20 protein-coding genes are annotated in these 20,319 nt (G+C 73.5%); 10 read left to right on the top strand and 10 right to left on the bottom strand.

The genetic code is table 11. The features are described from left to right. Positions 1 to 2: 2 nt before the first annotated feature. Positions 3 to 875: a universal stress protein gene (locus ACZ7LY_RS21865; protein ID WP_471626323.1), complete on the bottom strand. Its 873-nt coding sequence runs from the start codon at positions 873 to 875 to the stop codon at positions 3 to 5. Positions 876 to 924: 49 nt separating this feature from the next. Next, positions 925 to 2,202 carry a polysaccharide deacetylase family protein gene (locus tag ACZ7LY_RS21860; RefSeq protein ID WP_471626322.1) on the bottom strand — a complete coding sequence of 426 codons (1,278 nt, stop codon included), beginning with the start codon at positions 2,200 to 2,202 and terminating at the stop codon, positions 925 to 927. A gap of 389 nt (positions 2,203 to 2,591) precedes the next feature. On the opposite strand from ACZ7LY_RS21860, the gene ACZ7LY_RS21855 reads away from it, so the two are divergent. After that, complete coding sequence (locus ACZ7LY_RS21855) at positions 2,592 to 3,452, top strand: RNA polymerase sigma factor SigF (protein ID WP_471626344.1); 861 nt, start codon at positions 2,592 to 2,594, stop codon at positions 3,450 to 3,452. Positions 3,453 to 3,498: 46 nt separating this feature from the next. On the opposite strand, the gene ACZ7LY_RS21850 is transcribed toward ACZ7LY_RS21855, so the two are convergent. After that, a complete protein-coding gene (locus ACZ7LY_RS21850) occupies positions 3,499 to 3,951 on the bottom strand; it encodes an ATP-binding protein (RefSeq protein WP_471626321.1) in 453 nt (150 codons plus the stop codon). 165 nt (positions 3,952 to 4,116) lie between these two features. On the opposite strand from ACZ7LY_RS21850, the gene ACZ7LY_RS21845 reads away from it, so the two are divergent. From ACZ7LY_RS21845 to ACZ7LY_RS21835, 3 genes are all read left to right on the top strand, one after another. Beyond that, complete coding sequence (locus ACZ7LY_RS21845; protein ID WP_471626320.1) at positions 4,117 to 5,664, top strand: SDR family oxidoreductase; 1,548 nt, start codon at positions 4,117 to 4,119, stop codon at positions 5,662 to 5,664. A 95-nt stretch (positions 5,665 to 5,759) separates the two neighbouring features. Then, positions 5,760 to 7,175, top strand: coding sequence for a cryptochrome/photolyase family protein (locus ACZ7LY_RS21840; protein WP_471626319.1), 1,416 nt, complete (start codon positions 5,760 to 5,762; stop codon positions 7,173 to 7,175). Positions 7,176 to 7,275: 100 nt separating this feature from the next. Continuing rightward, positions 7,276 to 8,508, top strand: a complete 1,233-nt coding sequence (locus ACZ7LY_RS21835) for a GNAT family N-acetyltransferase (protein WP_471626318.1) — start codon at positions 7,276 to 7,278, stop codon at positions 8,506 to 8,508. 145 nt (positions 8,509 to 8,653) lie between these two features. Here the strand turns inward: ACZ7LY_RS21835 and ACZ7LY_RS21830 are convergent, their stop codons facing one another. Continuing rightward, positions 8,654 to 9,073, bottom strand: coding sequence for a hypothetical protein (locus tag ACZ7LY_RS21830; RefSeq protein WP_471626317.1), 420 nt, complete (start codon positions 9,071 to 9,073; stop codon positions 8,654 to 8,656). Positions 9,074 to 9,329: 256 nt separating this feature from the next. Here ACZ7LY_RS21830 and ACZ7LY_RS21825 point away from each other — a divergent pair, with 256 nt between their 5' ends. After that, positions 9,330 to 9,830 (top strand): mycothiol transferase, encoded by a 501-nt coding sequence (locus ACZ7LY_RS21825; RefSeq protein WP_471626316.1) that lies wholly within the window; start codon positions 9,330 to 9,332, stop codon positions 9,828 to 9,830. Positions 9,831 to 9,846: 16 nt separating this feature from the next. Here ACZ7LY_RS21825 and ACZ7LY_RS21820 read toward each other — a convergent pair whose 3' ends face one another. After that, the gene (locus ACZ7LY_RS21820) at positions 9,847 to 10,143 is read right to left on the bottom strand and encodes a DUF1905 domain-containing protein (RefSeq protein WP_471626315.1); all 297 of its coding nucleotides are present in this window, start codon (positions 10,141 to 10,143) and stop codon (positions 9,847 to 9,849) included. Positions 10,144 to 10,373: 230 nt separating this feature from the next. Here ACZ7LY_RS21820 and ACZ7LY_RS21815 point away from each other — a divergent pair, with 230 nt between their 5' ends. Further along, positions 10,374 to 12,089: a chitinase gene (locus ACZ7LY_RS21815; RefSeq protein ID WP_471626314.1), complete on the top strand. Its 1,716-nt coding sequence runs from the start codon at positions 10,374 to 10,376 to the stop codon at positions 12,087 to 12,089. 63 nt (positions 12,090 to 12,152) lie between these two features. Here the strand turns inward: ACZ7LY_RS21815 and ACZ7LY_RS21810 are convergent, their stop codons facing one another. Both ACZ7LY_RS21810 and ACZ7LY_RS21805 read right to left on the bottom strand, forming a co-directional pair. Further along, positions 12,153 to 12,593 (bottom strand): OsmC family protein, encoded by a 441-nt coding sequence (locus ACZ7LY_RS21810; RefSeq protein WP_471626313.1) that lies wholly within the window; start codon positions 12,591 to 12,593, stop codon positions 12,153 to 12,155. 89 nt (positions 12,594 to 12,682) lie between these two features. Continuing rightward, positions 12,683 to 13,174, bottom strand: a complete 492-nt coding sequence (locus ACZ7LY_RS21805) for a cupin domain-containing protein (RefSeq protein WP_471626312.1) — start codon at positions 13,172 to 13,174, stop codon at positions 12,683 to 12,685. 239 nt (positions 13,175 to 13,413) lie between these two features. Between ACZ7LY_RS21805 and ACZ7LY_RS21800 the strand changes: the two genes are divergently transcribed. The 3 genes from ACZ7LY_RS21800 (at position 13,414) to pgm (ending at position 17,031) form a co-directional block, all read left to right on the top strand. Further along, positions 13,414 to 14,448: an aldo/keto reductase gene (locus ACZ7LY_RS21800; RefSeq protein ID WP_471626311.1), complete on the top strand. Its 1,035-nt coding sequence runs from the start codon at positions 13,414 to 13,416 to the stop codon at positions 14,446 to 14,448. 75 nt (positions 14,449 to 14,523) lie between these two features. Further along, a complete protein-coding gene (locus ACZ7LY_RS21795; RefSeq protein ID WP_471626310.1) occupies positions 14,524 to 15,258 on the top strand; it encodes a Clp protease N-terminal domain-containing protein in 735 nt (244 codons plus the stop codon). A 153-nt stretch (positions 15,259 to 15,411) separates the two neighbouring features. Then, entirely contained in the window at positions 15,412 to 17,031 is a 1,620-nt protein-coding gene (gene pgm, locus ACZ7LY_RS21790; protein WP_471626309.1) for a phosphoglucomutase (alpha-D-glucose-1,6-bisphosphate-dependent), read from the top strand. On the opposite strand, the gene ACZ7LY_RS21785 is transcribed toward pgm, so the two are convergent. Both ACZ7LY_RS21785 and ACZ7LY_RS21780 read right to left on the bottom strand, forming a co-directional pair. Further along, positions 17,024 to 17,719, bottom strand: coding sequence for a phosphonatase-like hydrolase (locus tag ACZ7LY_RS21785; RefSeq protein WP_471626308.1), 696 nt, complete (start codon positions 17,717 to 17,719; stop codon positions 17,024 to 17,026). The genes pgm and ACZ7LY_RS21785 overlap by 8 nt on opposite strands. Beyond that, the gene (locus ACZ7LY_RS21780) at positions 17,716 to 18,519 is read right to left on the bottom strand and encodes a GntR family transcriptional regulator (protein WP_471626307.1); all 804 of its coding nucleotides are present in this window, start codon (positions 18,517 to 18,519) and stop codon (positions 17,716 to 17,718) included. Before ACZ7LY_RS21780 ends, ACZ7LY_RS21785 begins: the two co-directional genes overlap by 4 nt. A 126-nt stretch (positions 18,520 to 18,645) precedes the next feature. Between ACZ7LY_RS21780 and ACZ7LY_RS21775 the strand changes: the two genes are divergently transcribed. Beyond that, a complete protein-coding gene (locus ACZ7LY_RS21775) occupies positions 18,646 to 19,821 on the top strand; it encodes a TIGR03364 family FAD-dependent oxidoreductase (RefSeq protein ID WP_471626306.1) in 1,176 nt (391 codons plus the stop codon). 104 nt (positions 19,822 to 19,925) lie between these two features. Here the strand turns inward: ACZ7LY_RS21775 and ACZ7LY_RS21770 are convergent, their stop codons facing one another. Further along, positions 19,926 to 20,273 (bottom strand): VOC family protein, encoded by a 348-nt coding sequence (locus tag ACZ7LY_RS21770; protein WP_471626305.1) that lies wholly within the window; start codon positions 20,271 to 20,273, stop codon positions 19,926 to 19,928. Positions 20,274 to 20,319: the final 46 nt, after the last annotated feature.

The following is a 20,319-nucleotide window of genomic DNA, read 5'->3' as shown; positions in this document are numbered from 1 at the left end:
GCTCACGCGTGCGGCACCACCGCGACCGGGCACGGCGCGTGGTGCAGCACGGCGTGGGCGACCGAGCCGATGCGGGCGCCGACGGCGGTGCGCCGGGCGCGGCGCCCGACGACGAGGAGCTGGGCCTCGGGCGCGACGGACAGCAGGACCTGCCCGGCGCTGCCGATCTCGACGTGTTCGACGACGTCCACCTCGGGGAAGCGGTCCCGCCACGGCGCGAGCGCGTCGCCGAGCGCCTTCCTCTCGTACGGCTCCAGGCCGCCCGACTCATCGAGGAGTTGCAGGGAGGCCGGGCTGTAGGCGAAGACCGGCGGCAGGCTCCAGGCGCGGACCGCCCGCACCCGCGCGCCGCGCGCGGACGCCGTACGGAACGCGAACTCCAGGGCGCCCGCGCTGTCCTCGGGGTCGCCCTCCTGGCCGACGACGACATCGCGCCCCGCGGCCTCGGCGCTCGCCGCGTCGTCGGAGCGGACGAGGACGACGGGCCGCTCGGCCTGCGCGATGACCTGCTGCCCGACCGAGCCGAGCAGGAAGCCGACGAGCGGGCCGTGGCCGCGCGAGCCGAGCGCGAGGAGTTCGGCATCCTCGGTGAGCGCGCTCAGCGTCCGGGCCGCGCCCTCCTCCAGGACGTCCGCGGTGATGGGGAGCCCCGGGTGGCGTGCGGCGAGCCGCTGCTCGGTCTCACTCAGCAGGTCGCGCGCCCAGCGCAGTTGGGCGTCCTCCTCGGCGAGCGCCGCGAGCGCGTCGGGCAGCGGCTGCCCCACGTGCACCAGGCGCAGCGGCAGGTCGCGCCGCACCGCCTCGCGGGCCGCCCACGCGGCGGCCGCCGCGCTCTCGTCCGATCCGTCGACCCCCGCGGTGATCGGCCTGCTCATCGCTCCGCCTCTCGTCATGGCGCACCTGTCCGTCGTACTCGATCTTGCCCTATCGGGCGGTCCTGCCCGCGGTGGCCTTGTCCTTCGCGGGGCGCAGGAAGGCGGACCAGCCGCCCGCGGGACGCTCCCCCACGCCGAGTTCGCGCAGTCGGGCGAGGACGGCGGGGTCCTGCGCGTCGAGCCAGTCGACGAACTGCCTGAAGGACACCAGGCGCACGTCCGGCTTGTCCGCGATGTGCTTGAGGGCGGCCTCGACGGCGTCCATGTAGATGCCGCCGTTCCACTCCTCGAAGTGGTTGCCGATGAAGAAGGGCACCCGGTTCGTCTCGTAGGCGCGGTGGAACCCGGCGAGGTAGGACTCGGTGGCCTGGCGGCGCCAGCCGGGGTAGTTGTGGGCGGGGGCGCGGGTGGTGTTGCGCGACTGGTTGGCGAGGATGTTGTAGTCCATCGACAGGACCTCGAAGCGGTGCCCGGGGAAGGGGATGCCCTGGAGCGGCAGGTCCCAGACGCCGTGGCGCTTGTCGGGCCAGCGCTGGACGCCGCCGGGCGAGGAGGCGTCGTAGCGCCAGCCGAGTTCGCGGGCGACGGGCAGCAGGTTGTCCTGGCCGAGGAGGCAGGGGGTGCGGCCGCCGATGAGTTCCTTGTCGTAGTCGAAGGGCAGGGCGGGGTGGTCGTGCCAGCCGGTGTTGGTGCGCCAGGTCTTGACGAACGTGCGGGCCTGCTCGATCTCGCTGCGCCACTGGGCCGGGGTCCAGCGGGCGACGGAGCCGGAGCCGGAGCAGAAGTGGCCGTTGAAGTGCGTGCCGATCTCGTGCCCGTCGTTCCACGCCTGGTGGACGTAGGTCAGGGTCTCCTTGACGTGGGCGTCGGTGAGGTAGCCGATGTCGGAGGCGCCGACGGGGTTGTTGGGCGGGTCGTACAGGCGCTTCTTCGACTCCGGCAGGAGGTAGATGCCGGACAGGAAGAACGTCATATGGGCGCCGTGCTGCCGGGCGAGTTCGAGGAAGCGCGGGAAGAGGCCGTTGCCGACCTCGCCGGCGCCGTCCCAGGAGAACACGACGAACTGCGGGGGCTTCTGCCCCGGTTCGAGGCGGACGGGCGCGGCGGGCTGGCGCGGCTGCTTGCCGGTGTACGAGGTGGAGCCGTCGCCGATGAGGCGGGGCGCCGCCTGCCGGGGGCGGGCCGCGTGATCGGGGCGGCGGCCTGGCCCCGCGGGCGGCTGGTCCTCGTGGGGGGTGCCGCCGCATCCGGCGACCGTGGCGGCGGCGGCTCCGAGGCCGAGACCGAGGCCCAGCCGGGCCGCGCCTCTGCGGCTGATTCCACTCATGGGCATCCCAACCCGCGCCCGGCGGGGGCGCGTCGCGCGTCCCCCCGCCTACGGACACTGACCCGGGCACCGTAGAGCCGATAAACGGACAAATCGGGCATTTACCGGGGTGGGGCGGCGTGGCGCGCGGCGTTCGGGTGGCACCCCCCGGGCCGGACTCGCGGGCCGCCCACTCGACATCGGGGTCCTCGCGCGCGTCCGGCCGGGCGGGGCGGCGCCGGTTCGTCCGCGATGTCCGCCATGCCCGCCATGGCCGTCATGGCCGTCGTATCGGTGACGTACCTTCCCAACTCGCTTGCATGAGCGCCCTCTTCGGGGGTATCCGCCGGTACACCATGATGGAGCACGGAAACGCGCAGCTCGGCGCGGGAGGGACGGTGGACCCCACCATGAGCGGGACGGACGTCAAGGCGGCCACGGCGCGGGCCACGGTGAGTGGGCCGGCTCCGCACGACATACCGGACCCGAGCCGGGTGGCACCCCGGGACGCGCGGGACCTGTCCCGGCACTTCTTCCGGCGGCTCGCGGAACTGGAGGAGGGTACCGAGGAGTACCAGTACACCCGCAACACCCTCATCGAGATGAACATGTCGCTCGTGCGGTTCGCGGCGGGACGCTTCCGCAACCGCGCCGACGACATGGAGGACATCGTCCAGGTCGGCATGATCGGGCTCATCAAGGCGATCGACCGGTTCGAGATCTCGCGCGAGGTCGAGTTCACGACGTTCGTGCTGCCGTACATCACGGGTGAGATCAAGCGCTTCTTCCGCGACACCACGTGGGCGGTGCACGTGCCGCGCCGGCTCCAGGAGCTGCGCATCGAGCTGGCCAAGGCGCGCGAGGAGCTGTGCACGCGGCTCGACCGCCGGCCGACCACCGCCGAGCTGGCGGCGCTGATGGATCTGTCGGAGCCGGAGGTCGTGCAGGCGCAGCTCGCGTCGAACGGCTACACGTCGGCGTCCCTGGACGCGGCGCTGACCGGCGACGGCGAGGAGGGCGAGTCGGTGCTCGCCGACTTCATCGGGGTCGAGGACGAGGCGATGGAGCTGGTGGAGGACTTCCACGCGCTGGCCCCGCTGGTGGCGGAGCTGCCCGAGCGGGATCGCAGGCTGCTGCATCTGCGGTTCGTGGAGGAGCTGACGCAGGCCGAGATCGGCCAGCGGCTCGGCTGCTCGCAGATGCACGTCTCCCGGCTGATCAAGCAGCTCGTGGCCCGGCTGCGGACGGGGATGCTGGCCGACACGCTCTGAGCGTCCGCCCCGGACCTCCCGGCCGCCCGCGTGCGTCGCGTACGCGTCAGGCGACCGGGAGGCTCAGGACGGCACGCACGCGCTTGCCGACCGGTATCCGTTCCACGGTGACGTCGGCGAGCGCGTCCACGATCTCCAGTCCGTGGCCGCCGACGCGCGCCGGGTCCCTCGGATAGCGCAGTGGGACCGTCCCGCTGCTGTCGTACACGGACACGGTGATGCTGCGCGTCGTGCCCTCCAGCTCCAGGACGTACGGGCCGAGGCTGTGCCGGTCCGCGTTGGTGACGAGTTCGCTGACGACCAGCAGGACCTCGCCGTCGGTCCTGCGGTCGACGTCGACGCACCACTCCTGCCGCAGTTGCGTCAAGAACGCCTCGGCGAACTCGCGGGCGTGCGCGATACAGCCCTCCTCGCCGGAGTAGTGCGTCACCCGTCGCAGCGGCTCGACGGGTGTGTCGAAGCCAGTTGGGATCACAGTCCCGTCCAAGTAATCGGTCATACGCGTCTCTCCCACTGGGCGCCCACCTGCGCTGGGGCCCGCAGGCAGCTGATACCCCGAAGGACGCGGACCAGTCCTGCTGATCCCGTCGTGCTGATGCGGGAGCGGCTCGCGGGGCACACGGTGGAAGGAGCGGGGCGACAACGCCCTGGTGGAGGAGGTGTCATGAGCGGCGAGGACGAGGCGCGGCAGCGCGTTCTGGTGACCGGGGCGAGCGGCTACATCGGCGGCCGGCTGGTCCCCGGGCTGCTGGCGGCGGGGTACCGGGTGCGGTGCCTGGCCCGTACCCCGGGCAAGCTGCGGGACCACCCGTGGGCGGGCGAGGTGGAGACGGTGCGCGGGGACGTGACGGACGCCGACTCGCTGGCGGCGGCGCTGCGGGACGTCGACGTGGCGTACTACCTGGTCCACGCGCTCGGCACTGGCAAGGACTTCGAGCACACCGACCGGGCGGCGGCGCTGACCTTCGCCGAGCAGGCACGGATCGCCGGGGTACGGCGGATCGTCTACCTGGGCGGCCTGACACCGGCGGACGTGCCCGAGCAGGAGCTGTCGCCGCATCTGCGCTCGCGGGCCGAGGTCGGCCGGATCCTGCTGGCGAGCGGGGTGCCGACGACGGTGCTGCGGGCGGCGGTGATCATCGGCTCGGGCTCGGCGTCGTTCGAGATGCTGCGCTATCTGACGGAGCGGCTGCCGGTGATGGTGACGCCGAGCTGGGTGCGGACCCGGATCCAGCCGGTGGCGGTGCGCGATGTGCTGCGGGCGCTGGTGGCGAGCGCGTCGATGCCGGACGACGTCTCCCGCACGTTCGACGTGGGCGGCCCGGACGTCCTCACGTACCGGGACATGATGGTGCGCTACGCGCGCGTGGCCGGGCTGCCCAAGCGGCTGGTGCTCGGGGTGCCGATGCTGAGCCCGGGCCTGTCGAGCCACTGGGTGGGGCTCGTGACGCCGGTGCCCGCGTCGATCGCCCGCCCGCTGACGGAGTCGCTGCGGCACGAGGTGGTCTGCCACGAGCACGACATCGACCGGTGGGTGACCGACCCGCCGGCCGCGCCGACCGGCTTCGACGAGGCGCTGCGGCTCGCGCTGCGCCGGGTGCAGGAGGCGAAGGTCGCCACGCGCTGGTCGTCGGCGGCGCTGCCGGGCGTGCCGAGCGACCCGCTGCCGACGGACCCGGACTGGGCGGGCGGCAGCCTGTACCGGGACGAGCGCGAGACCGTCGTGGACGCGCCGCCCGAGCGGCTGTGGGAGGTCGTGGAGGGGATCGGCGGGGAGAACGGCTGGTACTCGTTCCCGATGGCGTGGGCGGTGCGCGGCTGGCTGGACCGGCTGGTCGGCGGGGTGGGCCTGCGCCGGGGCCGCCGGGACGCGGCCCGGCTGCGGGCGGGCGACTCGCTGGACTTCTGGCGGGTGGAGGAGATCGAGCCGGGCCGGCTGCTGCGGCTGCGCGCGGAGATGCGGGTGCCGGGGCTCGCGTGGCTGGAGCTGCGGGTGGAGCCGGCGGGGCCGGGCCGCTCCCGCTACCGGCAGCGGGCGCTGTTCCATCCCCACGGGCTGGCCGGGCAGGTCTACTGGTGGAGCGTGGCGCCGTTCCACGCGGCGGTGTTCGGCGGCATGGCCCGCAACATCGCCTCGGCGGCCCTGCGCGCGGGCGACGACGCCGGCGGGCCCGCGGTGCATCCGCGCGGGGCGCGGGCCGCGAAGGAGTGACGGGGGCCGCCGTACGCCCCAGGACACACCGGACGGCGGCCCCCGCCCGCCCCTCCCCCGAGCCCTGTTCCCGCCGCACCTCCCAGGAGCCGCACGTGCCCTCCCGTACCTCCGCCTCCGCCGCTCCCGCCGCACCCGAGCGGGTCCGTGTCGTGCTGTTCACCTCCGATCTGCGCGTGCACGACCATCCGCCGCTGCGGGCCGCCGCCGACGCCTCCGACGCCGTCGTCCCGCTGTTCGTACGGGACGAGGGGATCGCCGCCGCCGGGTTCCGCACCCCGAACCGGGAGGCGTTCCTCGCGGACTGCCTGCGCGATCTGGACGCGGGGCTGCGGGAGCGCGGCGGGCGGCTCGTGGTGCGTACGGGGGCCGTGGTGGAGGAGGTGCTGAAGGTCGTCGCCGAGACCGGCGCCCAGGCCGTGCACCTCAGCGCGGGCGTGAGCGCCTACGCGCGCGGCCGGGAGGACGGGCTGCGGGCGGCGCTGGAGGACGCCGGGTGCGCCCTGGTGGTGCACGACGCGGTGCTGACGTGCGTGCCGCCGGGCGCGGCCGTGCCCTCGGGCCGCGACCACTTCGCCGTGTTCACGCCCTACCACCGGCGGTGGGCCGCGCACGGCACGCGGGCGGTGCTGCGGGCGCCGCACGCGCTGCGCGTGCCGGACGGCGTGGGCTCGGAGCCCCTGCCCGCGCGGGAGGAGGTGAGCGGGACCTCGCCGGGGCTCGCGTCGGGCGGTGAGCGGGAGGGCCGGGCGCGGCTCACAGCATGGCTGCGCTCGGGTGTCGACCGCTACGAGGAACTCCACGACGATCTCGCGGGCGACGCCACCTCCCGCCTCTCCCCCTATCTGCACTTCGGGGCGGTGAGCCCGGTGGAGGCCGTCTCGCGGGCGCGGGCCGCGGGCGGCCCCGGCGCGGAGGCGTTCGTACGGCAGCTCGCCTGGCGGGACTTCCACCATCAGGTCCTCGCCGCGCGCCCGGCCGCCGCCCACGCCGACTACCGCTCGCAGCGCGACCGCTGGCGTACGGAGGCGACGGCGGGCGCGGAGATCGAGGCGTGGCGGGAGGGGCGCACGGGCTATCCGGTGGTGGACGCGGCGATGCGCCAGTTGCGCCACGAGGGCTGGATGCACAACCGGGGGCGGCTGCTGACGGCGAGTTTCCTCACGAAGACGCTGTACGTCGACTGGCGGATCGGCGCCCGGCACTTCCTGGAGCTGCTGGTGGACGGCGACCTGGCGAACAACCAGTTGAACTGGCAGTGGATGGCGGGCACGGGCACCGACAGCCGCCCCAACCGCGTCCTCAACCCGCTGGCGCAGGCCAAGCGGTACGACCCGGACGGCGCGTACGTCCGGCGCTGGGTGCCGGAGCTGGCCGGGGTGGCGGGCGGGGCGGTGCACGAGCCGTGGAAGGTGAAGGGCCTGGACCGGGCGGCCCTCGACTACCCGGAGCCGCTGCTCGACCTGGCCGAAGGACTCGACCGGTTCAAGCGGGCGCGCGGGCTGCGCTGAGTACGGGGGCGAGCGCCCCGGGGGGGGCGGGCTTGGGCGGGACGCCCGTCGCCGGGCCCCCACGGGCACACGGGCGCGGCCCCGGCTAGTGTTTGTGATCATGAATGCCCCTTCCGTCCAGATCCGTGAGCTTCCCGAATCCGATCTCGACCGGGCCCTCGCGCTCGCTTACCTCGTCTTCCACGAGAAACCCGAGGAGGCGGTCCGCGCCCGGCACCGCGCGCTGCTGACCGGCACCTCCCGTATCGGCGCGTACGACGGCGGTGACCTGGTGGGCTTCGCCGCCGCCCTGCCGTTCACCCTTTCGGTGCCGGGCGGCGCCGAACTGCCGTGTCCCGGGCTGACGTTCGTGTCGGTGGCGCCGACGCACCGCAGGCGCGGGGTGCTGTCGGGGATGATCGCCGAGCTGTTCTCCCGGTGCGCGGCGCAGGGCGCGCCGCTCGTGGCGCTGTGGGCGTCGGAGGCGTCGATCTACGGCCGGTTCGGGTTCGGGCCCGGCACGTACGGGGCGACCGTGGAGATCGACTCGCGGCGCCCGCTGGCCCTGCGGATCGCGCCCGACTCCCGCCCGCTGCGCCTGGTCGACGCGGCGGACGCGCCCGCGCTGCTCGCCCCGTACTTCGAGAGCACGCGCGCGAGGCGGGCCGGGCGGCAGGCCCGTACCGAGGACTGGTGGCGCGAGGAGTGGCTGACCGAGAAGGACGAGGACGACGAGGCGCTGTCGCCGCCCCGCGTCGTCGTGCTCGGCGATCCGGTCGCCGGGTACGCGCTGTACCGCACGAAGTCGGGCGACGAGGACGCGAACACGCCGGGCGTGGTGCGCGTGGACGACCTGGAGGCGGACACCGCCGAGGGCGCGGCGGCGCTGTGGAGCTATCTGACGGCGATCGACCTGACCGGCAAGGTGCGTGCGTGGGGCCGGCCGCTGGACGATCCGCTGCTGTTGTTCGCGGCGGACCGCGACCAGGTCAGGGTGACGGAGTCGTATCCGTCGCTGTGGGTGCGCCTGGTGGACGTACGGGCGGCCTTCGCGGCGCGGACCTGGGCGGCGCCGGTGGACGTGGTGCTGGCCGTACGGGACGCGGGGGTCCCCGCGAACGACGGCTCGTTCCGGCTGATCGCGTCGCCGGACGGCTTCTCGTACGCGCCGACGGAGGACGCGCCCGACCTGTCCGTCGAGGCCCGTGACCTGGCGACGGTGTACATGGGCGCGACGCGGATGGGGGCGCTGGTGCGGGCGGGGCTCGCGGCCGAGCACACGCCGAACGCGGCGGCGATGCTCGACGCGGCGCTGGCCACGGATCTGCTGCCGCACACGGTCGACGGCTTCTGACGGGGGGCGGCCGGGCGCGTGCGCCGGCATGGCCAGAACCGCAGCCTGCCGCCTGCCGCCTGCCGCCTGCCGCCTGCCGCCGAGTGTCGGGCGCTGAGTGTGTGCGCCCGCTGAGGCTCCCGCGCCCGCTTCGCTCCCGCGCCCCTCAGGCGTAGAGCGGGGCGGGCGCGGCCGTGTGGGGCAGCGTGCGGGCCATGCGCAGGGCGTCCACGGACTCGGCGAGCAGTTCGTACTCGGTGGTGTCGTCGCGGGTGGCGACCCGGACGAGCATGCCGCCCGCGAGCTGTTCCGCGACCCGCTCCTGCTGGGCGTCGTCGGCGCACCAGGCCCGCAGCAGCGCGGGCACGTCCGGGGCGTCGCCCGCGACCGGCATCAGGGCGCCCTCGGGCAGATGCGCGAGCCCCGGGCGCGGGTCGAGGCGTTCGGCGATCCAGGTGGCGCGGTCGCGCAGCCACCACAGGGCCAGCGGCAGGGTGGGGGCGCGGTAGGTGCCGAGCGGAACGCCCACGCGCCGACCGCCGCAGATTCCGTACGCGGTGACGTGGCACAGGAATTCGTCGTGCACGATCTCCCCCACTACCCGGCATTGCCCGGCGCCTTTGCGGGGCGTCCGGTCGGCAATTGATCAGCGTTCGGCGAGGACAGGGAGAACGATCAAGGGAATTGCCCGGCGGTGCGCCGCCCTCGAACAATGTTCAACCGTCTCATCCGTCGAGTATCGGCACTCCGCACGCGGTGTCACCACGGTTTTCACGCCAGTCTCCTGGCATATTCCGTGTTCCCGTTGGCCGAAATACGCACGGTGGACAAGACTGCTGCCCATGCGCTCACATGACGTACTGATCGAAGGTTACGGACGTATTCGAGAAGTGGTGCACGCGGTCGTCGACGGGCTTTCCGTGGATGATCTCCATGCCCGCCCGACAGAGGACGCCAATTCGATCGCCTGGCTCGTCTGGCACCTCACGCGCGTGCAGGACGACCATGTCGCGGACGCGGCGGGGCACGGGCAGGTGTGGCACGAGGACGGCTGGGCGGCGCGGTTCGCGCTGCCGCTCGCGGAGTCGGACACCGGCTACGGGCACACCCCGGAGCAGGCCGGGCAGGTCAGGGTCGGCTCAGGCGAGCTGCTGACCGGGTACTACGACGGCGTGCACGCGCGGTCGCTGGAGTTCCTGCGGGGCCTCGACGACGGGGCGCTCGACCGGGTGGTCGACGAGAACTGGACACCTGCAGTGACCCTCGGGGTGCGGCTGGTGAGCGTCCTCGCGGACGACCTCCAGCACGCGGGCCAGGCGGCGTATCTGCGCGGACTGCTCTGAGGCGCGGCGTCCCGGATCAGGCGAGCCTTTCCGCCAGGCGGACGGTGACCGTGTCGCCGGCCTCCTTGCCGATGGCGCGGCGCACGTCGACTTTCACCGGGAGTTTGTGGCGGCCGTCGCCGAGGGCCATGAACGAGCTGCGGAAGGGCACACCGTCGATCGTGCCGCGCACCTTCACGAGCCCGCGCGTGCCGAAGAACTCCGCGGCGCGCGGCCAGACGACATAGGTCCAGCCGCCCGGGTTCGGGCTTTTCTCCAGGACGGCGCTGAACTCCTCGTTCAGCGCCGTCCCCGTGTGGGGGCGAGTGGACATGACGGCCTCCGGGGGCGTGACGCGGGTCGGGGCCGGGGCCCCGCTCATGGGGGCAGACCGGGCGAACCGGCAGAACTCATCGGCGGCCGGTCGCCGTCCGGCCGGCCGACGGGTTCTCGCCGTGCCAGAGGTCTTGACAACGCGATTGGTCTGGACCAGCTTTGGCGCACAACAGCGGTGGCCACCGTCGTTCGGATCCGTCCCCCACCTCTTCCCCCGGAGGCATCCCCGTGGACCGTTCACGTCATCGCAGACCGGCAGTCCGGCGACGGCTCGCCACCGCCCTCGCCACCGGCGCGGCCGCGGCGCTCGGCGTCACCGCGCTCGCCGCTCCCGCGCAGGCCGCCGACATCAACGTCGCCAAGAACGCCGGGTTCGAGTCGGACCTCAGCAACTGGACCTGCGCCGCCGGCAGCGGCGCCATCGTCTCCTCCCCCGTCCACGGCGGCGCCAAGGCGCTCAAGGCCACCCCAGCGGGCCAGGACACCGCGCAGTGCAGCCAGATCGTCTCCGTGAAGCCCAACTCGACGTACAAGCTGAGCAGTTGGGTGCAGGGCAGCTATGTGTACCTGGGTGCGAGCGGCACCGGGACGACGGACGTGTCGACGTGGACGCCGGGCGCGTCCTCCTGGCAGCAGCTCTCGACGAGCTTCACGACCGGCCCGAACACGACGTCGGTGACGGTCTACACGCACGGCTGGTACGGGCAGGGCGCCTACTACGTGGACGACGTGTCCGTCCTCGGGCCCGACGGGGGCGGCGGCAGCGACCCGGTCGTCGTGCCCGCGGTGCCCGCGGGTCTCGCGGCGGGGGCGACGACCTCCTCGTCCGTGGACCTGTCGTGGACGCCGGTGTCGAACGCGACGGGCTACAACGTCTACCGGGACGGCACGAAGGTCGCCTCGGTGAGCGGCGCCTCCACGACGGTGAGCGGACTGAGCGCCGACACCTCGTACGGGTTCCAGGTCAGCGCGGTCAACGCGGCGGGTGAGTCGGCCCGCTCGGCGACCGTGACCGCCCGCACCGCTCCTTCGGGCGGCGGGAACCCCGGCGGCGGCGGCTCGGTGCCCAAGCACGCGGTGACCGGGTACTGGCAGAACTTCGACAACGGCGCGACCGTGCAGAAGCTGCGGGACGTGCCCGCGCAGTACGACATCATCGCGGTGTCCTTCGCGGACGCCACGACGACGCCGGGCGCGATCTCCTTCACGCTCGACCCGGCGGTCGGCTACGCATCGGCGGCCGACTTCAAGGCGGACATCGCGGCGAAGCACGCGGCGGGCAAGTCCGTGGTGCTCTCGGTGGGCGGTGAGAAGGGCAGCATCTCCGTCAACAGCGACGCCTCCGCGACCGCGTTCGCCACCAGCGCGTACGCGCTCATGCAGGAGTACGGCTTCGACGGTGTCGACATCGACCTGGAGAACGGCCTCAACTCGACGTACATGACGAAGGCGCTGCGCCAGCTCGCGGCGAAGGCGGGCTCGAAGCTGGTGCTGACGATGGCGCCGCAGACCATCGACATGCAGTCGACGTCGGCCGAGTACTTCAAGACGGCGCTGAACGTGAAGGACATCCTGACCGTCGTCAACACCCAGTACTACAACAGCGGTTCGATGCTGGGCTGTGACGGCAAGGTCTACAGCCAGGGTTCGGTCGACTTCCTCACCGCGCTCGCCTGCATTCAGCTGGAGGGCGGTCTCGACCCGTCGCAGGTCGGGCTCGGCGTCCCGGCGTCCACGCGCGGCGCGGGCAGCGGTTACGTCGCCCCGTCCGTGGTGAACAACGCGCTGGACTGCCTGACGCGGGGCACCTCCTGCGGCACGTTCAAGCCCGCGAAGACCTACCCGGGGCTGCGCGGCGCCATGACGTGGTCGACGAACTGGGACGCGACCGCGGGCAACGCGTGGTCGAACACGGTCGGCCCGAAGGTCCACTCCCTGCCGTAGGGCCTACGGTCACGGCGCCCCGTCGGTGTTCCTCCCGGCGGGGCGCCGCGCCGTGTGCGGGGGTCAGCCCGCGAGGAAGAGCATCGTGCCGTCGGGTCCGGTGACCTCCACGCGGGCGCCGTGCTCGACGGTGCGGCTGACGGTGCAGTACTTCTCGTGCGTGAGGCGGATGCCGCGCTCCAGCGTCCCGTCGCTCTCGGCGGCGCCCTCGGGCAGGGGCAGCTCGTACGAGACGCGGATCGCGCCGACGCGCCCGTCGTCCTCGGGCCGGGACACAGACTCGACGACGATGCGCAGGTCGTCGTGGTCGACGGTGCGGGCGGTGCGGTCCACGACGAGGCCGCCGCAGCCGCCGAACGCGGCGAGCAGCAGTTCGACGGGGGTGAAGGAGGGCTGGGACCCGGCGGCGTCGGCGGGGGCGATACGGACCTCGGCGCCCCGGTCGTTGCGGGCGGTCCAGTCCCGGTCGCCGTTGCGGACGGTTTCGATGCGGTAGTCGGCCATGGCGGAACGGTAACCAGGCGCGGGCGGCGCGCCGCGCAGGCCGCACCGCCGTCGCGTGTCCGGCGCCCGTCCCCCGGCGCGCCCGCCGGTCACCGCTCGGGCAACGGCTCGCCGCAGCGGGCGCAGTAGCGGGCGTCGGCTTCCTCGCTGACCCGGTCGCAGGCGGCGCACACGCGCGGCAGCAGACAGGGCGCCTCGCCGCCCTCGGCCGGTGCGGCGCGTACGGCGGCGGGGGCGCGGCCGATGGTCATGCCGGGGCGCCTGCGGTGGGCGGTGAGATAGGCGAGCCCGCCCTCGCCGGCGCTGACGGCGCGCTGCTGACCGCGCGGCAGGAAGACGAGGGTGCCGGGCGCGAGGCGCGTCTCGGCGCCCGCAAGTCGCAGGGTGCCGGCGCCCTCCACGACGACGAGCAGGACGTCGAGGTCGTGCTCGGTGTACGGCTCGCCGCAGGTGCCGGGGCGCAGCCGGACGAGGTTCGCGTCGAGCTGGCGGGCGGCCCCACCGAGCCGCCACAGGGCACCGGCCGCGCCGGGCGCCGCCGCGTGCAGCACGTCCGCGAGCAGGACTTGGGCAGCGGGCATGGCGATCACACCTCCGATTCAGCTTCAGTTCGTGCGCAGCCTACGCATCCCCCGACGGGGCCCGGGGCGGGAGTCGTGGAGGGCGCCGAGCAGCTCCCGTACGACGGGCGACCCACTCCACTAAAGGAACCGGGGTTCCTTTACGGGCCGCGCCCTGCTACGGTCGCCGTACGCCTTAATGGAACTGGCGCCCCTTTTGGCGGGGCGGGTCGTGGGGCGCTCACGGTGAGGGGATCGACATGGAGTACCGGCAGTTGGGGGCGTCCGGGCTGAAGGTGCCGGCGCTGAGTTTCGGGGCCGGGACGTTCGGCGGGCGCGGGCCGCTGTTCTCGGAGTGGGGCTCGGCCGGCGTCGAGGAGGCACGCCGGATGGTGGACATGAGCCTGGACGCGGGGGTGACCCTCTTCGACACCGCCGACGTCTACTCGGACGGGGCGTCGGAGGAGGTGCTGGGCGCGGCACTCAAGGGGCGCAGGGACCGGGCGCTGATCTCCACCAAGGCGGCCCTGCCCACCGGCGAGGACCCGGGCGACGCGGGCGTCTCGCGCTCCCGCCTGATCCGGTCCGTCGAGGCCGCGCTGCGCCGCCTGGACACGGACCACATCGACCTCTTCCAGTTGCACGCGTACGACGCGTCCACCCCCGTCGAGGAGGTCGTCGGCACGCTGGACGACCTGGTGCGGGCGGGCAAGATCCGCTACACGGGCGTCTCCAACTACGCGGGCTGGCAGCTCATGAAGGGGCTCGCCGAGGCGGACCGGCACGGGCGGACACGGTTCACCGCGCACCAGGTGTACTACTCGCTGGCCGGCCGGGACTACGAGTGGGAGCTGATGCCGCTCGCCGCCGACCAGGGCGTCGGCGCCCTGGTGTGGAGTCCGCTGGGATGGGGGCGGCTGACCGGCCGCGTCCGGCGCGGGCAGCCGCTGCCCGCCGGAAGCCGGCTGCACCGCACGGCACGGTTCGGGCCGCCGATCGAGGACGAGCACCTGTACCGGGTCGTGGACGCGCTGGACGAGATCGCGCGGGAGACCGGGCGGGCCGTGCCGCAGATCGCCATCAACTGGCTGCTGCGCCGCCCCACGGTGTCATCCGTGCTGATCGGCGCGCGCACCGAGGAGCAGTTGCGGCAGAACCTCGGCGCCGTCGGCTGGGAACTGACGCCGGAGCAGGTGGCGCGGCTCGACGCGGCGAGCGAGGCGCAGGCCCCGTACCCGTACTACCCGTACCGCCTCCAGGACGGCTTCCGGCAGCTCAACCCGCCACTGGTGTGACCCCGCACGGACGAACACCCGCCGACTGTCAACTGACGGTTGACACCCGCTCGACTGTCAACCTAGGGTTGCGTCATGGCGAATCCACACACCCCGCAGGTGCGCCTCGACGATCTGATCGAGGCGATCAAGAAGGTCCACACCGACGCGCTCGACCAGCTCCAGGACGCCGTGCTCGCGGCGGACCACCTCGGCGACGTGGCCGACCATCTGATCGGCCACTTCGTCGACCAGGCCCGCCGCTCGGGCGCCTCCTGGACCGACATCGGCAAGAGCATGGGCGTCACCCGGCAGGCCGCCCAGAAGCGTTTCGTGCCCAAGGGCGACGGCACGGACCTCGACGCGAGCCAGGGCTTCAACCGCTACACGGACCGCGCGCGCAACGTCGTGGTCGCCTCCCAGAACGAGGCCCGTACGGCGACCAACGCGCACATCGGCACCGCCCACCTCGTGCTCGGCCTGCTCGGCGACCCGGACTCGCTGGCCGTACGCACGATCGGCGCCCTCGGCGTACCGCTGGAGCGGGTGCGCGAGGCGGCGAGCGCCGAACTGCCCGGCCCGGCCTCGGACATGCCGGCGCTCGTGCCCTTCGACGCGGACGCCAAGAAGGCGCTGGAGCTGACGTTCCGCGAGGCGCTGCGCCTCGGGCACAACTACGTGGGCACCGAGCACATCCTGCTCGCGCTGCTGGAGCAGGAGAACGGCAGCGGCCCGCTGGCCGCGTCCGGGCTCACCAAGGACGCGGTGGAGGAGCAGGTCGTCGCCGCGCTCGACAAGATCCGGCAGAGCCTGGAGGACCGAGAGGGCTGAGAGAACCGAGTGGACCGAGTGGGCTGAGGGGCTCGGCGGGCGGCCGGGGCTCGGGGCCTTCCCTTCGGATCAGCCCGCGACCCTGGCGTGATCCGAAGGACAGGCCTTAAGTCCCGGCTGTCCCGGGGCCCGCCGGATGGGAAACTGCTGGGTATGACTGACCGCTCAGGAACCCCCGCCCGGCCCGAGGACCTCGTCGACGTCGACGAGCTGATCGACGCCTACTACACGAGGGTGCCGGACGTCGCGCGCGCCGAGCAGCGCGTCGTCTTCGGCACGAGTGGCCATCGCGGCTCCAGCCTCGACGGCGCCTTCAACGAGAAGCACATCGCCGCCATCACCCAGGCCATCGTGGAACACCGCGCGGCCGAGGGCATCACGGGCCCGCTGTTCATCGGCCCGGACACGCACGCCCTGTCGGCGCCCGCGCTGAAGACCGCGCTCGGTGTGCTCGCCGGGCACGGCGTGCGCGTCCTCGCCGACGCGCGCGAGGACGTCGTGCCGACGCCCGCGCTCAGCCACGCCATCCTGCGCCACAACCGCACCGGAGAGAGCGGCCGCGCCGACGGCATCGTCATCACACCCAGCCACAACCCGCCCCGCGACGGCGGCTTCAAGTACAACCCGCCGCACGGCGGCCCCGCCGACTCCACGACCACCTCCTGGATCGCCGAGCGCGCCAACGAGCTGCTGGCCGACCCGGACTGGCGCCCCCGTACGGCGCAGGCGGCCTGGGAGCCGTACGACTTCCGGGAGGTGTACGTCGAGGACCTGCGCACGATCGTCGACGTGGACGCGATCCGGGCGGCCGGGGTGCGCGTCGGCGCGGACCCGCTGGGCGGGGCGAGCGTGCGCTACTGGGCGCGGATCGCCGAGATGTACGGCCTGGACCTCACCGTCGTGAACCCCGAGACCGACCCGACCTGGCGGTTCATGACGCTGGACTGGGACGGCAAGATCCGGATGGACCCCTCGTCGGCGCCCGCGATGGCCTCCGTGCTCGCCCGCCGCGCCGACTTCGACCTGCTGACCGGCAACGACGCGGACGCCGACCGGCACGGCATCGTCACCCCGGACGCGGGCCTGATGAACCCCAACCACTATCTGGCCGTGGCCATCGACTACCTGTACACGCACCGGCCCGACTGGCCGGCGTCGGCGGCCGTCGGCAAGACGCTCGTGTCGAGCGCGGTCATCGACCGGGTCGCCGCCTCGCTCGGCCGTGAACTCGTCGAGGTGCCGGTCGGGTTCAAGTGGTTCGTGCCCGGACTCGTCGACGGCACGGTCGCGTTCGGCGGCGAGGAGAGCGCCGGCGCGAGCTTCGTGCGCAAGGACGGCAGCGTGTGGACCACCGACAAGGACGGCATCCTCCTCGCGCTGCTCGCCGCCGAGATCACCGCCGTCACCGGCAAGTCGCCTTCGGTGTACTACGCGGAACTCGCCGAGCGGCACGGCGCGTCGCAGGCCGCTTACGCGCGCGTGGACGCGAAGGCGACCAAGGAGCAGAAGGCGCGCCTGGCGAAGCTGTCCGGCGACGCGGTCACCGCCGACACCCTCGCCGGTGAGCCGATCACGGCCCGCCTGTCCAAGGCGCCGGGCAACGGGGCGGCGATCGGCGGCCTCAAGGTGACCACCGAGAACGCCTGGTTCGCGGCCCGGCCCAGCGGCACGGAGGACGTCTACAAGATCTACGCCGAGTCCTTCCTCGGGGCCGAGCACCTCGCCCGGGTGCAGAGCGAGGCACAGGCCATCGTGGACGCGGCGCTCAGCTGACCGGACGGTGCCCGGTCTCCGGCAGGCCGGGCACCTCCGCGACGCTCGCCAGGATGTGGCTGTGCGGGCGGGCCGCGAGGGCGTCCCGGTCCAGCTGGCCGGTCAGGACGCCGACGACGACCCCGGCACCCGCGTTCGTCCCGGCCTCCAGGTCGACGACGGTGTCGCCCGCGACGAGGACCCGGCGCACGTCCACGACGCCCGTCTTCTCCATCGCGCGGTGGATCATGTACGGGGCCGGGCGGCCGCGCGGGACCTCGTCGGAGGTGACGACGGCGTCGAGCAGTCCGTCCGGGCCGACGCCCCAGCCGAGCGTCTCCAGCAGGGGCAGCGCCACGTCGTCGCTGAACCCGGTGGTCAGCGCCACCTTGATGCCCCGGTCGCGCAGCCGGGCCAGCGCCTTGTCGGCCTCGGCGATGGGCTGCGGCGGCACCTGCGCGTACCGCTCCTGGAGGAAGGCGCGGAAGACGCCGTACTGGCGCTCGACCAGGTCGGCGCCGGGCGTGCCACCGCCGATGCGGACGAGGGCGGCGATGGCCTCGCGCTTGTCGGTGCCCATCCAGGTCTGGAGGTCGGCGGGGGCGACGGCGGCGCCCGTGGACTCGACGGCGTGGCGCAGCGCCTCGTAGACGGCGCCGTGCTCCTCGATCGTCGTCCCTGCCATGTCGAAGACGGCGAGCTCGATCACTGTGTGTCCTTAACTGTGGGGCGGGAGCGGGGGCCCGCCGAGGGCTCGGGCGAGCCCTCGCGGCCGGCGACGGTGCGGCCCCCGACGGTGTTCTCGATGGTGAAGGTGGCCATGTCGGGCAGATAGCGGTCGTCCGCGTACTCGACGGGGGTGCCGTCGCCGGTGAACGCGAGCCGGCGCACCCGCAGCAGGGGGCGGCCCGCGGCCACGCCGAGCAGTTCGGCGTCCTGCGCGTCGGCGGCGACGGCGTCGATGGTGTGCCGGGCGTGGTGCAGGTCGACGCCCCGGGAGGTCAGCGCCTCGTAGACGGAGCCCGCGTCGGGGTCCACCGCGAACAGGTGGTGGCCCGCGTCGAGCACGAACGTGGAGCGTTCGATCATCGCGGGGACGCCGTCGAGGTGCCGCAGCCGTACGAGGTCGACGACCGGGGCGCCCTCGTCGAGCCCGAGCCGGGCCGCGGCCTCAGGGGAAGCACGGCGGCGGGCGACCTCGACGGTGAGCTGGCCCGGGACGCGCCCGATGGAGCGCGCCCACTGGGTGAACGACATCAGGGAGGCGAACGGCTGCGAGGGCGTCACCTTGCGGGCGACGGGCGGCTTGCCGCGCCCCCCGACGAGGTGGCCCTCGGCGCGCAACTGGGCGAGGGCCTGCCGGATCGGGCCCCGCGAGGTGCCGAACTCCTCGCACAACTGCGCCTCGCTCGGGACGGGCCGGCCCTCGGGCCACTCCCCCGTCTCGATGCGCCGCCGGAACTCCGCGGAGAGCCGCTGATGCAGCGGCCCGCTCTCACTTGTCTTCACAAGTGAAGTTTCTCAGCCGTCGAGCCAGGGAAGCAAGGCGGGCCCGGACGTCCATCTGGTAAACAACGCGAAAACTTGTATACACAAGTCTTGCCGGTGGCGGAGGTCGCTCCGCAGGGTGGCGGTATGGACATCACCACCGCACCCTCAGAGCCCCTCCACCGCTCGCGCGGCCGCAGCGACCTCGTCGTCGTGGGCGCCGGCATCGTCGGCCTCGCGCACGCCGTCGAGGCGGTGAAGCGCGGGCTGACCGTGACGATCGTGGAGCGCGACCGCCGCCCGGTCGGCGCCTCCGTACGCAACTTCGGCCACTGCTGCGTCACCGCGCAGCGCGGGCGGTTGCTGGACCTCGCGGCCCGCTCGCGCGAGGGCTGGCTGGACGCCGCCGAGCGCGCGGGCCTGTGGGCGCCGCGCGCCGGGGCGCTGGTCGTGGCCCGCTCGGCGACGGAGCTGGCGGTCCTGGAGGAACTGCGCGACGAACGCGGCGCGGACGTGGTGCGGCTGCGCACCCGCGACGAGATCGCGGACGCCCTCGGCCGCTCCCCCGACGGCCGCGACGACCTCGTCGGCGGCGCCCATCTCCCGCTCGACCTGCGCGTCAACCCGCGCGAGGCGGCGCCGAAGCTCGCCGCGTGGCTGGCCGGGCAGCCCGGCGTCGAGATCCTGTGGGGCACGAACGTGCTCGGCGTCGAGAGCGGCACCGTGCACACGGCGCGCGGCCCGGTCCACGGCGATCAGGTGCTGCTCTGCGTCGGGCACGACCTCGACCGGCTGTACCCGGTGGAGGCGGAGGAGCACGGCATCGAGCGGTGCCGCCTGTCGATGGCACGGATAACGGCGCCGGCCGCGTTCACCACCGACGCGGCCGTGCTGACCGCCACGTCGATGCTGCGCTACGACGGTTTCACGGCGATGCCCTCGGCGACCGCGCTGCGCGCCGAGGTCACCGGCCACAGCAAGGAGTTGCTGGACGTCGTGGCGAACGTGATGTTCACCCGGCTGCCCGACGGTTCGGTCCTGGTCGGCGACTCGCACCACTACGACGTCACGGAGATCCCGTTCCAGGACGAGTCCACGGCGAAGCTGCTGCTGCGCGAGGCGGCCCGGGTGCTCGGCGTCGAGCGGGTCACGGTCACCGAGCGCTGGCAGGGCGTCTACGCGAGCAGCGCGCGCGGCCCGCTGTGCGTGCGGGACCTCGCCGAGGGCGTGCGCGCCCTGTCGGTGACGTCCGGCATCGGCATGACCCTCTCCTTCGGCCTGGCGGCGGCCACCTTCGAGGGAGCCCTCACGGCGACGGCCTGATACCGCGACACCCGGAGGCGGGGACGGCCTGACGCGGCCAAGACCCGACCAGAGCGGCGCCGGCCCCGGGGGGGGGGGGGGGGCGGCCGGCGCGCCGGTGCGGCTCAGGCGTCCTGGAGGACCCCGAAGACGTTGCCGTCGGCGTCCTTGAGGCGGGCGATCCTGCGCCCCGGGCCCACCTCGGTGACCTCCTGCACGATCTCGGCGCCCTCGGAGGTGAGCTGCCGTACCGTCGCGTCGATGTCGTCGACGTGAAAGTAGCCGACCGGGGTCGTCATCCCGCTCTTGTGCCCGTTCGGATCGAGCCCAAAGTGCTGCCCCGCGACGTCGAATCCGACGTAGTAGGGCGCGTCCGCGCTCGGCTCCACGCCCAGCAGCGCGGTGTAGAGGCGCTTGGCGGCGTCGAGGTCGCGGACGGGGGTGATGACGGTCTTCATGCCCGTGGTGGTCACGGCTCTCTCCTCGTTCGGTACGGGTGGGTCGGTGCGGGGACGGTCA

It is taken from the genome of Streptomyces sp. NPDC107550 (genome assembly GCF_055639095.1).
Note: the sequence above shows the minus strand (reverse complement) of the source record. Positions and strands in the feature narration are given on the sequence as shown.